We start from the raw sequence: 16,111 nt of genomic DNA, 5'->3' as shown, positions 1-16,111 counted from the left end.
TATGGCAAAAACTATACATATATTAAAAGGTTTAGGCTATGCTTACATAATTACGTTAATAGTATTATTAATTTACAATCTATTGCTAACTTATACTAATGTTTCGGCAGATTCGGTTTCAATAGTTACATCATTTATTACCACGGTTTCTGCAGCTTTTGGTGGATTTTATTCTTGTAAACATATACAAGAAAAGGGACTTATATATGGTTTTATAGTTGGTGTAGTTTATATAATATTACTTATAACAATGTTTTATTTAGCTAAAGAAAATTACATATTTGATATTACAGTACTTTATAAAGCGATACTTGTTTCAGTAGCAGGAGGAATAGGTGGAGTATTAGGAGTAAACTTCAAATAAGTTCCAAAATATACAGAATTATGGTATAATTAGTAGCAGTTAATTAGAAACAGGAGGTAGTAAAATGGCTAAAAAACATATAAAAACTTTATCAAATGCTACATTAAAAGAAAGCGCAGCTAAAGGTGGATGTGGAGAATGTCAAACATCTTGTCAATCTGCTTGTAAAACTTCTTGTACAGTTGCAAACCAAGAGTGTGAAAGATAATTTAAACATAATTATTTTAAAAGTGAGGGTATTACAAATAATACCCTCACTTTGTTTGCATATAAATTGTTTCTAGAAAAAATTTACATATATTTTGCTTAGGGTATATAATAAGAGTATTAAAAATTAGGAGGACATATTATGAGTATGATACATAAATTTTCCATGGATGGATACAATATTGTTTTAGATGTGAATGGAGGTAGTGTTCATGTACTAGATGATGTTGCATATAATCTTGTAGATTTATTTGAAGAAAAATCTATGGAAGAAATAGTAGAATCTTTAAATAAAGATTATACTAAAGAACAGATAGAAGAAGCTTATGAGGAAATAAAATCTTTAAAAGGAGAGGGGCTTTTATTTACTGAGGATACATATGAAACTCACCCAAGTTTTGTAAATAGAAAAAAAGTAGTTAAAGCATTATGTTTACACGTTTCACATGACTGCAACTTAAAATGTAAATACTGCTTTGCTTCACAAGGTGATTTTGGTGGAGAAAAAGAAATGATGAGCTTTGAAATAGGTAAAAAGGCAATCGATTATCTTATAGCTAATTCAGGAAATAGAAGAAATTTAGAAATAGACTTCTTTGGTGGAGAGCCACTAATGAACTTTGAAGTAGTTAAGCAACTAGTAACTTATGGTAGAAAAGTTGAAAAAGAAAATAATAAAAACATAAGATTTACTATAACTACTAATGGAATATTATTAGATGATGATAAAATTGATTATATAAATGAACATATGCACAATGCAGTATTAAGTTTAGATGGAAGAAAAGAAATAAATGATAACATGAGACCAACAGTTAATGATAAAGGAAGTTACGATGTTATCATGCCTAAATTTAAAAAGTTAGTAGAAAAAAGACCTAAGGACAAATACTATTATATAAGAGGAACATTCACTAGAGATAACTTAGATTTCTCTGAAGATGTACTTCATTTTGCTGATGAAGGATTTGAATTAACATCAATTGAACCAGTTGTTGGTGATGAAAGCAATCCTTATGCATTAAGAGAAGAAGATATGGAAAAAGTATTTGATGAATATGAAAAACTAGCAAAAGAGTATGCAAGAAGAAAATTAAATGGAGATGATTTCACTTTCTTCCACTTTGTAATAGATTTAAATCAAGGACCATGTGTAATAAAAAGAATAACTGGATGTGGTGCTGGAAATGAGTACTTATCAGTAACACCAAATGGAGATATATACCCATGTCATCAGTTTGCGGGAAATGATGATTTTAAATTAGCAAACATAATGGATGAAGAAATTGTTATACCTAAAGAAATAAGTAATATGTTTAGAGATGCTCATGTTTACTCTAAAGAAGATTGTAAAAAGTGCTGGAATAGATTCTACTGTTCAGGTGGATGTCATGCCAACGCAATAAACTTTAATAATGATATAAGAAAGCCATATGAGCTTGGTTGTGAAATGCAAAAGAAAAGAACAGAATGTTCTATAATGATTCAAGCAAAACTAATGCTGGAAGGAGAATAAAAATGATAAAAGGGTTTGAAGGGATAAAACCTACTATTGATGATTCTGCTTTTGTAGCAGAAACTGCAGACATAATTGGTGATGTTATTGTTGAAAAAAACGCAAGTATTTGGTACAAAGCAGTTTTAAGAGGCGATGATAGTTCAATTATAGTTGGAGAAAATTCAAATGTACAAGATGGAACTATAGTACATTGTGGATATGATGAACCAACTATAATAGGAAAAAATGTAACTATTGGACATGCTGCTGTTATTCATGGTTGCAAAATAGGCGATTATACTCTAATCGGAATGGGATCAACAGTTTTAGACAATGCAGAAATTGGAGAACTTACCATGGTTGGAGCAGGTAGCTTAGTAACAGGTAAGAAATTCCCACCAGGAGTTTTATTATTAGGTTCACCAGCAAAGGTTGCAAGAGAATTAACTGATGAAGAAAAAGAAAGTTTAAAGCAATCAGCGTTACATTATGTAGAAATGGGTAAAAAACATAAGTAATTTATAATTTAAATAAAAATTATACAAACTTAAAAAGGAGCAATTTACAAATTGCTCCTTTTTAATGCAATAAAAATTTTTTTAGTACTATATTATGGCATATAAGTTAATAATATTATAATATTTAAATGTAGGACAAAGAAAATATGAGGTGAGAGCTTTTGATATATAATAAAAAATGGACATTAAAACATAAAGGAAAAGTTAAAGAAACAGAGTTAAGCAAGAAAATAAATATTTCCCCGGAAATTAGCCAAATATTAAATAATAGAGGTATAAATGACGAAAAAGATGCAGAAATTTTTATGAATCCATCTTTAGAATATTTAAGAGATCCTTTCTTAATGAAGGATATGAAAAAAGCAACTGAAAGAATAAAGAAAGCTATTGAAAATAAAGAAAAAATTTATATTTATGGAGACTATGATGTAGACGGCGTTTCATCCTCATCAATTTTATATATTTATTTCAAATCTATAGATTATCCAGTTAAATATTATATTCCAAATAGATTAGAAGAAGGATACGGAATTAATGAGGAGGCAATAAGGAAGATAAATAATGATGGATGTGATCTTATAATAACTGTGGACTGTGGTATAACATCAGTTAATGAAGTGGGATTAGCCAATGAATTTGGTATAGATGTTATAATAACAGATCACCATGAATGCCAAAGTGATATACCAGATGCCTATGCAATTGTAAATCCAAAGCAAGAAGATTGCAACTATCCTTTTGATATGCTTTGTGGATGTGGAGTAGCATTTAAAATGATTCAAGCATTGACAGATGAAGAAGAATTTAAAACATCAATGTTTGATTATTTAGAAATAGTAACTTTAGCAACAATATGTGATATTGTACCTTTAATAGATGAAAATAGAATAATTGTAAAAAATGGTTTAAAACTAATGAAAGAGGGCAAAAATTTAGGGTTAAGAGAACTAATTAAAGTATGTGGTATTGAAACTAGTAAAATAGGATCATCACATATAGGTTATTCAGTAGGCCCTAGAATTAATGCATCGGGAAGGTTAGGACACTCATACTTGGGAGTGCAATTATTCACTACTGATTTTGAAGATGAAGCAAAAGAAATAGCTAATATACTGGAAGCAAAAAATATTGAGAGACAAATGATAGAAAGTAAGATGTATAAGGAAGCAGAAGATGTTATATCAAGCAATGAAAACTATAAGGATGACAAAGTGCTTGTAATAGCAAAAGAAGGGTGGCAACATGGAATAATAGGAATCGTCGCTTCTAAGTTAACAGAAAAATATTATAAGCCTACAATATTACTTACTATAGAAGATGGTGAAGCAACAGGTTCAGCCAGATCTATTAAAGGATTTAGTATATTTGATGCCTTAGTAAGTTGCAAAGACTTAATGAATAAATTTGGTGGACATGAGCAGGCAGCAGGATTGGCTTTAAGTGCAGAAAATATAGAAGAATTAAGAAAAAAAGTAAATGAAATAGCAGATTACAATCTGAGTAAAGAAGATTTGATTGAAAATATAAAAGTTGAATATGAGCTTGAAGAAGAAAGTGCCACATTAGACTTAGTAGACAACTTACATAAATTGGAACCTTTTGGTTTGAGTAATCCGTCTCCAAGATTTATTATGAGAGACTTACTATTAACTAATATTTATAAAATGGGTAAAAATAAACAACATCTAAAGTTAATATGTGAAAATGAAAAATCTTATGAATGTGTAGGATTTAATATGGCTTATTTAGCTGATGACTTCCAAGAGGGAGATAAGATAGACGTATTATTCCAAGTAGACGAAAATAATTTCAATAATGAGAGAAAAGTACAATTTTTATTAAAAGATATAAGATTATCTCATCCTAAAACAGCCATATCAAATAATTTATCTCTTAAGTTATTTGAAAAGATGAGTCCAACGGATAGTGATAGCTTATACCATATTTATAATGACGATGATGAGATATCAATTAATATGGATGGAGATAAAAATATAAACGTCTTTGATTATATAAAAGAAGAGACTTTGATTATAACAAATACATTAAATGGATTTTATAGGGCTTTATCAGATGTTTCATTGGCAGATTTAGAATATGATATAAATTATAATTATATTAATGAAAAAAATAAGAAAGTACAACTTATATTTTCACCTAATATTGATAAAATAGACTTAAAAAGATATAATAGTATTATTCTTTATGATTTTTTATATAATAAAGGAGAATATTCGTATCTAAATAAGAACATTTTAAATAATGAAGTTGTTATTAAGTATTATAGTAGTGAAGATAAAATATATTTAAAAAATATTATGGATAATATAGTTCCAAATAGAGAAGAATTTATCAATATTTACAAGCAAATGCTTGTAAGTAAAGAATTACAGCTAAAATTAACTGAATTAAAAAGAGTATTTAAACTTCTACCTTTAAAAACATTTATAATACTTAAAGTTTTTAAAGAATTAAATTTATTAAATTTTAAAACTAATTACGAAGAGAATACTATAACCATATATTTATTAGAAAAACCTGATAAAAAACTTAATTTGGATGAAAGTGTAATACTTAATAATCTAAAAGAATTAAAACAAGAGTATGTAAAAAGCTATTAGGAGGAGTTTTAAATGGATTTAAAACAAACAGTAAGAGTAATTGAAGATTTTCCGAAGGAAGGAATAAGCTTTAAAGACATAACAACATTATTACAAGATGGTAAGGCACTAAAATTTGCGATTGATGAAATAATAGCGGACTTGAAAGATAAGGATGTAGATTTAATTGTAGGTCCAGAAGCAAGAGGATTTTTAATGGGAACACCAGTTGCTTATGGTATGGAAGTTGGTTTTATACCAGTTAGAAAACCAGGAAAGTTACCATGGGAAGTTGAAGCCTATGAGTATGATTTAGAGTATGGTTCTAATAGATTAGAAATACATAAGGATGCTATTAAGCCAGGACAAAAAGTTGCAATAGTAGATGATTTATTAGCTACAGGTGGAACTATGGAAGCAGCAGCTAAACTTATAGAAAAGTTAGGTGGAGAAGTGGTTTCAATGCAATTTTTAATAGAATTAGAAGACTTAGATGGAAGAGCAAAATTAGCAAAATATAATGTTAATTCTCTTATAAAATACTAGACAATAATAATAGTTGGTTTTTTACCAACTATTTTCATATATAATAAAATTTATACTTTAGAGAATAGGTGGTTATATGCATGATAAGGAATTACAGGAGATATTAGATAAAATAAAAGAATATGCTCCTAATACGGATACTACTCTTGTAGAAAAAGCTTACTATTTGGCAAAATCTGCCCATGATGGTGTATTAAGAAAATCAGGTGAACCTTACATAATTCATCCAATAGCTGTTGCAAATATTCTTGTAGAAATGCAACTTGATATAGAAACTATATCAGCAGGACTTTTACATGATGTAATTGAAGATACGGACTATACTTATGATGATATAGAAGAAATGTTTAGCAAGGAAGTTGCAGATTTAGTTGATGGAGTAACAAAACTTGGTCAGATAAAATATCAGTCAAAGGAAGAAACTCAAGCTGAAAATTTAAGAAAAATGTTTTTAGCTATGGCAAAAGATATTAGAGTAATTCTTATAAAGTTAGCCGATAGACTACATAATATGAGAACACTAAAATATATGCCAGAAGAAAAAGCTAAATATAAAGCAAAAGAAACTTTAGAAATTTATGGTGGAATAGCTCATAGATTAGGTATATCTAAAATTAAATGGGAATTAGAAGACTTGGCTCTAAGATATATAGATCCAGATGGATATTATGATTTAGTAGACAAAGTCTCCATGAAAAGAAGCCAAAGGGAAGAATATATAAGCAGAATAGTAAATTTATTACAGGAAAAATTTGGTGAAGTTAATATAGATTGTGAAGTTTATGGAAGACCAAAACATTTTTATAGTATTTATAAAAAAATGAAAAATAAGCATAAGACTTTTGAAGAAATCTTTGATTTAACTGCTGTAAGAATAGTTGTAGATACAATAAAAGATTGTTATGCAGTTCTTGGTATGGTTCATACTTTATGGGTACCAATGCCAGGAAGATTTAAGGACTACATAGCAATGCCTAAGGCAAACATGTATCAATCTCTTCATACTACAGTAATTGGACCAGAAGGTGAGCCAGTAGAAATTCAAATTAGGACTCATGAAATGCATAATATTGCTGAATATGGTATAGCAGCTCACTGGAAATACAAAGAAGGTACAATGAGTAATGATGAAAAGATGGAAGAAAAGCTAAAATGGCTAAGACAAATGATGGAGTGGGAAAAGGACGTAAAAGACCCACAAGAATTCCTAGATTCACTAAAAGAAGATGTATTTAATAGTCAAGTTTATGTATTTACACCAAAGGGTGATGTAATAGAGCTACCAGCAGAATCTACACCAATAGATTTTGCATACAGAGTTCACTCAAAAGTTGGAAACAAGTGTGTAGGTGCAAAGATAAATGGAAGGTTAGTTCCTATTGATTATAAATTGCAAAATGGAGAGATTGTTGAGGTTATAACATCAACAAATTCAAATGGCCCAAGTAGAGACTGGCTAAAAATTGTCAAAACTCCAAATGCAAGAAATAGAATTAGACAATTCTTTAAGAAGGAAAGAAGAGAAGAAAATATTGAAAAAGGATATGAAATTTTAGAAAAAGAATTCAAAAAATATGGAATTCCTTTAAAAGATTCTTCTATAGAAAAGTTTATGGAACAAATAGCAAAGAAATTCAACCAACCAAGCTTGGAAGATTTAATTGCTACTATAGGATATGGTGGTATTGTAGCAAGTCAAGTTGTTCCAAAAGTAAGGGATTTCTATCTTAAAGAAGAAAAGAAAAAAGAAAAAGAAAATAGGCAAAAAGAAAATGAAGACTTATCAAAATACAATATAACTGACAAGGAATACAAAGAAAAAAGGAAAAAAAGTAGTTCTGGAGTTATAGTAAGAGGATTAGATAATATTTTAGTTAGATTTGCAAAATGTTGTAATCCACTTCCTGGAGATGAAATCGTTGGATATGTAACAAAGGGAAGAGGTGTAGCCATACACCGTGCTGATTGTCCAAATTGTAAACTAGATGATGAACTTTTCCAAAAAAGGTTAGTAGATGTGGAATGGAATAATCCTAAAAAGTCTAAATTTGAGGGCGAAGTTAAAATAGTTGCTACAGATAGAAAAAGTATGCTAAACGATGTTACACATATGATTGCTGTGCAAAAATTAAATATAAATGGAATTAATGCAAGAAAAACAAAAGAGGGAATAACTCATATTAATTTATTAATTGAAGTAAATGATATTTCTGAACTAACAAGTTTAATGAAAAAACTGAAGGCTATACCTGGTGTGGACGATGTTTTCAGAGTAAGAAATTAGGAGGAAAATATGAGAGCAGTTGTACAAAAAGTTTCATCTTCTAAAGTAACAGTAGATGAAGAAATTGTTGGACAAATAAATCAAGGTTTAATGGTTTTACTTGGGGTTACTCATGATGATACATCAAAAGATGTAGATTATATGGTGGATAAAATAACAAATTTAAGAATATTTGAAGATGCAGAAGGAAAAATGAATTTATCTTTAAAAGATGTTAATGGGGAAGTTTTAGCTGTTTCTCAATTTACACTTTACGGAGATGCTAGAAGGGGAAGAAGACCTAGTTTTTCTGATGCAGCAAGGCCAGAAGTAGCAAATCCGCTGTATGAAGAATTTGTTGAGAAGGTAAAAAATCAAGGAATTAATGTAGGAACAGGAAAATTTGGGGCTCATATGATGGTTGATTTAACTAACGATGGACCTGTGACTATACTATTAGAATCAAGAAAAGAATTCTAGGTAGGGGGTAAACTATGAGATTAGAAAAGATTGTTGAAAACTGCATGGGTGAAAATACTTATGTAGTTGGAGATGAAAATAGTAAAAAGTGTATTGTTGTAGATCCAGGAGCAAACTTTATTGACATAATGAATTATGTAAAAAAAATGAACTTAATCATAGAATATATTGTTTTAACTCATGGTCATGGAGATCACATAACAAATGTTTTAACATTAAAAGAAGCAACAAATGCTAAAATAGTAGCCCATGAGGAAGAAAAAGAAATACTACAAGATAAGAAGAAAAATTTAAGTGCTTCTCTTCCATCAAATACAGTAGAATTTGATGCTGACATATATGTTAAAGATAATGATACATTAAAAGTAGGAGATATGAAGTTAAAGTTTATTCATACACCTGGTCATACTCCAGGAAGTATGTGCATAAAAATTGATAAGCATATGCTTACAGGAGATACTTTGTTTGCAGGAAGCATAGGAAGAACAGATTTTTATGGTGGAGACTATAAAAAAATGGAAAAGTCACTTGAAAAATTAGAAAAACATGATGATGATATTACTATTTATCCAGGTCATGGACCAAATTCTAATTTAAAAATAGAAAAAATGACAAATCCTTTTATGAGATAAATTAACACTTCAAGGATTTCAGAAGGAGCTAGAAAATGATAGGTGTTGTATTAAAAGGTCATGACTTTAAATACGAAGTAAGTGAATTAATCAAATTATTTACTTCTGACTTTAGATTTATTGACAGCAAAGATTGCATGATGGTTGTGGAGAATACTGTATTTTTCCACAATAACAATGTTTTTTCAAAAACAGTTTATTGTGAAAATTATCAAGTTATTCTAGAACATGTAGAGCATAGAAACTTAGAGGGACTATGTGAAAGGGAGAATAAGAAGGTTATAAAGGAAACTATAAAAAGGAGCATGTTTAAGATTTTAGAAAAGAAGTTTAACATTGCTCCGCCATGGGGAATACTGACAGGCATAAGACCTGTTAAAATAGTTCATTCATTACTTGATGATAATTATAGCGATGTTCTAATAAAAGAAAAATTAATGTTAGACTATTTTATAAGTAATGAAAAAATTAACTTAGCTCTTGATATTGCAAAAAGAGAAAGAAAGTTTATTTACCCAATTGATGAAAATAAAGTATCTTTATATGTGAGTATTCCGTTCTGCCCTACAAGATGTTATTATTGTTCATTCCCAGCTAATTCTCTTAAGCAATTTGGCAGCTTAAAGCCTATGTATGTAGCTAAATTACTTGAAGAAGTCCAAGGTGTAGCTAGGTTACTAAAAGAACAAAATAAAACAATTGAAACATTATATATTGGTGGAGGAACTCCAACTACTTTAACTCCTGAAGAGATGGATATTTTAATTAAGGGCTTATTTGAAAGATTTGATTTAAGCGGGATTAAAGAGTTTACAGTAGAGGCAGGAAGACCTGATACAATAGATAGAGAAATGTTAGAAGTTTTAAAGAAGAACAATGTTGATAGAATTAGTATAAATCCACAAAGTATGAATGATGAAACCTTACAAAAAATAGGTAGAAATCATAGTGTACAAGAAATTATAGACTGCTTCCACTTAGCTAGGGAAATAGGTTTTGATAATATAAATATGGATATAATACTAGGCCTAGTAGATGAAAATTTAGATATGGTTAGAAATACTTTAGATAAAATAAAAGAACTATCTCCAGAAAGTCTAACTGTTCATACCTTAGCAGTAAAAAGAACATCAAAGCTAAAGGAAAATCTTAAAGACTACGAACTTGCTCAGTACGAAGAAATGGTAAAGATGATTAATTTAGCTATGGAATATGCAAGAGATATGGGATTAAATCCTTATTATATGTACAGACAAAAACACATGCTAGGTAACTTAGAAAACATAGGTTATGCTAAAGAAGGTTATGAATGTATCTATAATATGCAAATTATGGAGGAAAAACAAAGTAATTATGCACTAGGTGCTGGCTCTATAACTAAATTTGTATATCCAGATGAAGATAGAATTGAAAGGGTAGAAAACGTCAAAAATGTTGAACAATATATAGACAGAGTTGACGAGATGATAAGAAGAAAATATGAGGAGGTAGAGAAAAATGCTAAGTAAGGCGCCAAGAGGAACAAGGGATATATTACCAAAGGAAGTTTATAAATGGCATTACGTAGAGCAAAAATTTAGAGAAATTTGTGCATTATACGGATACGAAGAAATGAGAACTCCTATATTTGAACATACAGAAGTTTTCACAAGAAGTGTTGGAGATACAACAGATATAGTTCAAAAAGAAATGTATACTTTTACAGACAAAGGTGATAGACAAATAAGTTTAAAACCTGAAGGAACTGCTGGTACAATAAGATCATTTATTGAAAATAAATTGTATGCTGATACACAACCAACAAAATTATTTTACATAACTCCATGCTTTAGATATGAAAGACCACAAGCTGGTAGACAAAGACAATTCCACCAATTTGGAATCGAAGCATTAGGAAGTGACGAACCATCAATAGATGCAGAAGTAATATCTTTAGCAGTACAATTCTTTAATGAATTAGGGCTTAAAGATTTATCAGTAAATATAAACTCAGTAGGATGCCCTGTTTGTAGAGAAGAATATAATAAAAATTTAAAAGCATATCTAGATGCTAAATCTGATGTATTGTGTGAAACTTGTTTAGAGCGAAAAGACAAAAATCCAATGAGAGTTATAGACTGTAAAAACCCTACATGTAAAGAAAACATAAAAGATATACCTTTTATGGTAGATCACATATGTGATGATTGTAAGGAACACTTTGCTAAATTACAAGAATACTTAAGAGAAATGGATATAAAATTTGTAGTTGATAAAACTATAGTTAGAGGACTTGACTACTACAAGAAAACTGCTTTTGAAATAATATCAAATGATATAGGATCACAAAGTACAGTTTGTGGTGGAGGGAGATACGATGGTCTTGTTGAACAACTTGGAGGACCAAGAGGCATAAGTGGTATAGGATTTGGACTTGGAGCAGAAAGATTGTTATTAACTCTAGAGAATAATAACATAGAAATAAAAAATCCAAAAGCTACAGATATATACATAGCAACAATAGGTGATGTAGCTAAGACTAAGAGTTTTAGTTTAATAAAAGCATTAAGAGATAATCACATAAGTGCTGATATAGATCACTTAGGAAAAAGCTTAAAAGCTCAATTTAAATACTCAGACAAAATAAATGCTAAATATACAATAGTTATAGGTGATGATGAGTTAGCTAATGACGCAGCTAGTCTTAAAAATATGGAAACATCAGAGCAAACTACTGTAAAACTTAGTGAATTAGTAAATGAGTTAAAAAATAGATTATGATTATAATTGACATAAACATAAGGTGGTAGAATTTTTTTATTCTTTCACCTTTTAGTGCGTAAATGACGAAGGAGGAAATATGGAGAACTTAAAAGGATTAAAAAGAACTCATTATTGTGGCGATTTAAGAATTGCCAACGTGGGTGAAGAAGTAGTTTTAAATGGATGGGTACAAAAGAAAAGAAACTTAGGTGGATTAGTATTCGTTGATTTAAGAGATGTTAGAGGAATAAGTCAAATAATATTTGATACAAATGTAAGTGAAGAAGCATTTAACAAAGCTGAAAAATTAGGTTCAGAATATGTTGTTGCTGTTAAAGGTATAGTTAGAGAAAGACAATCTAAAAATCCTAACATGCCAACAGGAGATATAGAAATAGAAGCAACTGAACTTAGAGTTTTAAGTAAATCAGAAACTCCACCAATATATATAAAAGATAATGACAATGTTTCTGAAGATTTAAGATTAAAATATAGATTCTTAGATTTAAGGAAGCCTGCTATGCAACAAAACTTAATACTTAGAAGTAAAGTTGCTAGAATAGTAAGAAACTATTTAACAGACAATAACTTTATAGAAATAGAAACTCCTTTCTTAATAAAGCCATCTCCAGAAGGAGCTAGAGACTATTTAGTACCAAGTAGAGTTAACCCAGGTAAATTCTACGCTTTACCACAATCACCACAATTATTTAAACAATTATTAATGGTAAGTGGTATGGATAGATACTTCCAAATAGTAAAATGTTTCAGAGATGAAGACTTAAGAGCTGATAGACAACCAGAATTCACTCAAATAGACTGTGAAATGTCATTTGTTGATGAAGATGATGTAATGGGCATAATGGAAAAAATGATTCAAGAAATATTCAAGGAGACCTTAAATGTTGATGTAGAGTTACCACTTCCAAGAATAACTTACAAAGAAGCTATGGATAGATTTGGATCTGACAAACCTGATACTAGATTTGGATTAGAATTTGTAAATATATCTGATATAGTTAAAGAGTGTGGATTTGGAGTATTTGCAGGTGCTGCTTCTGATGAAAAAGGTAGCGTTAGAGGTATAAATGTAAAAGGCAACGCAGAAGCTTTCTCTAAAAAAGGAATGAAAAAATTAGAAGAGCATGCTAAAACTTACAAAGCTAAAGGACTTGCTTGGATAAAATTAACTGAAGCTGGAATAGAATCTCCAATAGCTAAATTCTTCTCTGAAGAAGAAATAAATGCTATATTAGAAAGAATGGAGGCTGAGGCTGGAGACTTATTATTATTTGTAGCTGACAAAAATTCCGTAGTTTATGATGCATTAGGACAAGTTAGATTAGAAGTTGGTAGAAAGCTTGATCTAATGGATAAAAATAAATACAACTTATTATGGGTAACTGAATTCCCATTATTCGAAAAAGACGAAGAAACTGGAAGAATGATAGCAATGCACCATCCGTTCACATCTCCATTAGATGAAGATGTTGAAGGTTTAACTGGTGACAACAAAACTAGTTTAAGAGCTAAAGCTTATGATATAGTGTTAAATGGATATGAAATAGGTGGAGGAAGTGTTAGAATATCTAACAGCGACATCCAAAAGAAAATGTTTGATGCTATAGGAATTAGTGATGAAGAAGCTAATGATAAATTTGGATACTTATTAGAAGCATTTAAGTATGGTGTACCACCACATGCTGGATTAGCATTTGGATTTGATAGATTAATAATGCTACTTACTGGAGCTGACAATATCAGAGAAGTAATAGCATTCCCTAAAAATCAAAATGCAATATGTCCAATGACAAATGCACCAGGTGTTGCTGATGATATCCAGTTAGATGAATTATCTATAAAACTAAACATAGAAGAATAATATTTAATATAAATAGGCAGGTTATAACTTAGTTATGATCTGCCTATTTTAAGTAAGAAGATGATGCTATTTTTAATTCTAATTTATGGATAGTATTTTAATTTTTAACGTTTTATATTAAGTTTTAAAATTTATTAAAAGGGTACTAATAAAAAGAATAGAAAAATTTTAGGATTAAATGATGATAAAGCAAAAATAATATCTATAATATAAGTAGTACAAAGTTTTATAGAGAGGAGATATAAGATTATTAATAAGTCTTATATTATAAGAGGATGAATAATATATTTTTTTATGAAACAGAGATAGGTATTATAGGAATTAGAGAAAATAATAAATCAATAACAGATATATTTTTTTCAAAAGTAGATACTAATGATAATATAGAAGAAACAGATTTAATAAAAGAATGTTTTAAGCAGTTAAAAGAGTATTTTGAAGGAAATAGAATAAAATTTGATTTACCGTTAGAGACTAGAGGAACAGAATTTCAAAAGAAAGTATGGGATGAACTTTTAAAAATACCTTATGGAGAAACTAAAAGTTATAAAGACATTGCTATAGCTATTGGAAATGAAAAAGCATGCAGAGCAATAGGAATGGCAAATAATAAAAATCATATACCAATAATTATTCCATGTCATAGAGTGATTGGTTCTAATGGAAAATTAGTTGGATATGCTGGTGGACTTAATGTGAAAGAAAAATTACTTAATATAGAAAATTTAGACGTAAAATAAAGGAGAGCCAAATGTTAAATATAGGATGTCATTTATCAGTATCAAAAGGATTTAAAAATATGGGAGATGAAGCTTTAAGTATAAATGCTAATACTTTTCAGTTTTTTACTCGTAATCCAAGAGGTGGAAAAGCTAAAGATTTAGATGAAAAAGATATACAAGTTTTCTTAGAATTAGCTAAAGAAAATAAATTTGCTAAATTATTAGCCCATGCACCATATACTTTAAATGCTTGTGCAGCAGATGAAAGTAAAAGAGAATTTGCTATACAGACTTTTGCAGATGATTTAAGAAGGTTAGAAATGGTGCCAGGAAATTTATATAACTTCCATCCAGGAAGCCATGTGAAACAGGGTGTAGAAGTTGGAGTTCAATATATTGCAGATATGATAAACCAAACTTTAACACCTAAGCACTCTACTACAGTATTACTTGAAACTATGGCTGGAAAAGGGACAGAAATAGGAAGAAACTTTGAAGAATTAAGAGCCATAATAGATAAGGTTGAATTAGGCGACAGAATAGGTGTATGCATGGATACTTGTCATGTATTCGATGCCGGTTATGATATAGTCAATGATTTAGATGGTGTATTAGAAGAATTTGATAGGGTTTTAGGTTTAGATAGATTAAAAGCAATTCACTTAAATGATAGTTTAAATGTTCGTGGAAGTCATAAAGATAGACATGCAAAAATAGGTGAAGGAAATATAGGTTTAGAAGCTATAACTAGAATAATAAATCACCCAAAACTTAAACATTTACCATTTCTACTTGAAACACCAAATGAATTAGATGGATATGCAAAAGAAATTGAATTACTAAAAAGTGTATATAATGATTAATTACAAAATGCTTGAGATAAAATTTATCTCAAGCATTTTTATTTTCTATTTAATATTATTTTTTTCATGCTTCTCATTAAATCTTTATCTTCCTTACTGACACGTGTAGATTCAATGATTTTTTGTAAAGATTTGTTATATGTAAAATTATCTAAGTTATTATTTTTTAAAAATACTAAGGTTTTTTCTGGAAAATCAATATATGCATATGATAAAGCCCAAGCTACTGCCATTTTTACATAATAGCCATCATGGTGAATATTATTTAAAGTATTTAATACTTCATCAATATAATCTTCAATTATATAAAAATTAAGCATCATAACAACGGCAAATCTAATATCAAATTCATTTTCTGATGAAGTGTAAGGTAAAATAAAATTCCAAACTTCATTTACATTCTTCTTTGTAAATTTTAAATTATTACAAAAACTATCACAAATTGCCCAGTTATCTATTTTAGGTATGAAATTTTTTATATAGTTAAATCTATTTTCATTATCAGTTTTCAAATATCCGATTATTAACCCTTTAATCATTATTTCTTCATAATACTTTGTATCATCATTATTTAAATAATTTTGATAATCTTCTTCTTTAGATAAATTTTTAGCTATTTTTCTCAGTAGTGGGAGTCTAACACCTAAAATATTTTCCACACCAGGACATAAATTACTATGAAAACTTCTATATTTATCGTCAGCTAATTCAATTAATTCGTGCCTAATTTCTTCTTTTTTATTATTAATCATACAATCACCTCATATAAATGAGTATATCACATATAATAAATT

Annotated in this window: 15 protein-coding genes; 14 read left to right on the top strand and 1 reads right to left on the bottom strand. The window is 29.0% G+C overall.

The genetic code is table 11. The annotated features are described in order from the left end of the window. Nucleotide 1 precedes the first annotated feature (1 nt). The 14 genes from K0039_RS14220 to K0039_RS14155 all read left to right on the top strand — a co-directional run bounded on the left by K0039_RS14220 (nt 2) and on the right by K0039_RS14155 (nt 15,317). Nucleotides 2-364 (top strand): TIGR04086 family membrane protein, encoded by a 363-nt coding sequence (locus K0039_RS14220; protein WP_228105735.1) that lies wholly within the window; start codon nt 2-4, stop codon nt 362-364. Nucleotides 365-428: 64 nt separating this feature from the next. Further along, nucleotides 429-572: a six-cysteine ranthipeptide SCIFF gene (gene scfA, locus K0039_RS14215; protein ID WP_018592136.1), complete on the top strand. Its 144-nt coding sequence runs from the start codon at nt 429-431 to the stop codon at nt 570-572. Nucleotides 573-713: 141 nt separating this feature from the next. After that, nucleotides 714-2,087, top strand: a complete 1,374-nt coding sequence (gene scfB / locus K0039_RS14210) for a thioether cross-link-forming SCIFF peptide maturase (RefSeq protein ID WP_228105734.1) — start codon at nt 714-716, stop codon at nt 2,085-2,087. Between the two features lie 2 nt (nt 2,088-2,089). Continuing rightward, the gene (locus tag K0039_RS14205) at nt 2,090-2,587 is read left to right on the top strand and encodes a gamma carbonic anhydrase family protein (protein ID WP_228105733.1); all 498 of its coding nucleotides are present in this window, start codon (nt 2,090-2,092) and stop codon (nt 2,585-2,587) included. 161 nt (nt 2,588-2,748) lie between these two features. After that, entirely contained in the window at nt 2,749-5,208 is a 2,460-nt protein-coding gene (gene recJ, locus K0039_RS14200) for a single-stranded-DNA-specific exonuclease RecJ (RefSeq protein ID WP_228105732.1), read from the top strand. 12 nt (nt 5,209-5,220) lie between these two features. Beyond that, nucleotides 5,221-5,733, top strand: a complete 513-nt coding sequence (locus K0039_RS14195) for an adenine phosphoribosyltransferase (RefSeq protein ID WP_228105731.1) — start codon at nt 5,221-5,223, stop codon at nt 5,731-5,733. Between the two features lie 76 nt (nt 5,734-5,809). Then, a complete protein-coding gene (locus tag K0039_RS14190; protein WP_228105730.1) occupies nt 5,810-8,017 on the top strand; it encodes a RelA/SpoT family protein in 2,208 nt (735 codons plus the stop codon). 9 nt (nt 8,018-8,026) lie between these two features. After that, nucleotides 8,027-8,476 carry a D-aminoacyl-tRNA deacylase gene (gene dtd, locus K0039_RS14185; RefSeq protein ID WP_228105729.1) on the top strand — a complete coding sequence of 150 codons (450 nt, stop codon included), beginning with the start codon at nt 8,027-8,029 and terminating at the stop codon, nt 8,474-8,476. Between the two features lie 14 nt (nt 8,477-8,490). Next, nucleotides 8,491-9,108 carry an MBL fold metallo-hydrolase gene (locus K0039_RS14180; RefSeq protein WP_228105728.1) on the top strand — a complete coding sequence of 206 codons (618 nt, stop codon included), beginning with the start codon at nt 8,491-8,493 and terminating at the stop codon, nt 9,106-9,108. Nucleotides 9,109-9,143: 35 nt separating this feature from the next. Further along, nucleotides 9,144-10,616, top strand: coding sequence for a coproporphyrinogen dehydrogenase HemZ (gene hemZ, locus K0039_RS14175; RefSeq protein WP_228105727.1), 1,473 nt, complete (start codon nt 9,144-9,146; stop codon nt 10,614-10,616). After that, nucleotides 10,606-11,868, top strand: a complete 1,263-nt coding sequence (gene hisS / locus K0039_RS14170) for a histidine--tRNA ligase (RefSeq protein WP_228105726.1) — start codon at nt 10,606-10,608, stop codon at nt 11,866-11,868. The genes hemZ and hisS overlap by 11 nt, the downstream gene beginning before the upstream one ends. Before the next feature lie 79 nt (nt 11,869-11,947). After that, the gene (gene aspS, locus K0039_RS14165) at nt 11,948-13,732 is read left to right on the top strand and encodes an aspartate--tRNA ligase (RefSeq protein ID WP_228105725.1); all 1,785 of its coding nucleotides are present in this window, start codon (nt 11,948-11,950) and stop codon (nt 13,730-13,732) included. A 275-nt stretch (nt 13,733-14,007) separates the two neighbouring features. Beyond that, nucleotides 14,008-14,472, top strand: coding sequence for a methylated-DNA--[protein]-cysteine S-methyltransferase (locus K0039_RS14160; RefSeq protein WP_228105724.1), 465 nt, complete (start codon nt 14,008-14,010; stop codon nt 14,470-14,472). A gap of 11 nt (nt 14,473-14,483) precedes the next feature. Further along, nucleotides 14,484-15,317, top strand: a complete 834-nt coding sequence (locus tag K0039_RS14155) for a deoxyribonuclease IV (protein ID WP_228105723.1) — start codon at nt 14,484-14,486, stop codon at nt 15,315-15,317. A 38-nt stretch (nt 15,318-15,355) separates the two neighbouring features. Here K0039_RS14155 and K0039_RS14150 read toward each other — a convergent pair whose 3' ends face one another. Continuing rightward, the gene (locus K0039_RS14150) at nt 15,356-16,069 is read right to left on the bottom strand and encodes a DNA alkylation repair protein (RefSeq protein WP_228105722.1); all 714 of its coding nucleotides are present in this window, start codon (nt 16,067-16,069) and stop codon (nt 15,356-15,358) included. Between the last annotated feature and the right edge of the window lie 42 nt (nt 16,070-16,111).

This window comes from Terrisporobacter mayombei, assembly GCF_020748465.1.
In the GTDB taxonomy this organism is placed as follows: Bacteria; Bacillota; Clostridia; order Peptostreptococcales; family Peptostreptococcaceae; genus Terrisporobacter; species Terrisporobacter mayombei.
The sequence above is the reverse complement of the archived record's forward strand: the minus strand, read 5'-3'. Positions and strand labels throughout refer to the sequence as shown.

Coding starts and splice junctions, on each gene's coding strand:
- K0039_RS14220 (WP_228105735.1), top strand. CDS start 2: ATGGCAAAAACTATACATATATTAAAAGGTTTAGGCTATGCTTACATA.
- scfA (WP_018592136.1), top strand. CDS start 429: ATGGCTAAAAAACATATAAAAACTTTATCAAATGCTACATTAAAAGAA.
- scfB (WP_228105734.1), top strand. CDS start 714: ATGAGTATGATACATAAATTTTCCATGGATGGATACAATATTGTTTTA.
- K0039_RS14205 (WP_228105733.1), top strand. CDS start 2,090: ATGATAAAAGGGTTTGAAGGGATAAAACCTACTATTGATGATTCTGCT.
- K0039_RS14195 (WP_228105731.1), top strand. CDS start 5,221: ATGGATTTAAAACAAACAGTAAGAGTAATTGAAGATTTTCCGAAGGAA.
- K0039_RS14190 (WP_228105730.1), top strand. CDS start 5,810: ATGCATGATAAGGAATTACAGGAGATATTAGATAAAATAAAAGAATAT.
- dtd (WP_228105729.1), top strand. CDS start 8,027: ATGAGAGCAGTTGTACAAAAAGTTTCATCTTCTAAAGTAACAGTAGAT.
- K0039_RS14180 (WP_228105728.1), top strand. CDS start 8,491: ATGAGATTAGAAAAGATTGTTGAAAACTGCATGGGTGAAAATACTTAT.
- hemZ (WP_228105727.1), top strand. CDS start 9,144: ATGATAGGTGTTGTATTAAAAGGTCATGACTTTAAATACGAAGTAAGT.
- hisS (WP_228105726.1), top strand. CDS start 10,606: ATGCTAAGTAAGGCGCCAAGAGGAACAAGGGATATATTACCAAAGGAA.
- aspS (WP_228105725.1), top strand. CDS start 11,948: ATGGAGAACTTAAAAGGATTAAAAAGAACTCATTATTGTGGCGATTTA.
- K0039_RS14160 (WP_228105724.1), top strand. CDS start 14,008: ATGAATAATATATTTTTTTATGAAACAGAGATAGGTATTATAGGAATT.
- K0039_RS14155 (WP_228105723.1), top strand. CDS start 14,484: ATGTTAAATATAGGATGTCATTTATCAGTATCAAAAGGATTTAAAAAT.
- K0039_RS14150 (WP_228105722.1), bottom strand. CDS start 16,069: ATGATTAATAATAAAAAAGAAGAAATTAGGCACGAATTAATTGAATTA.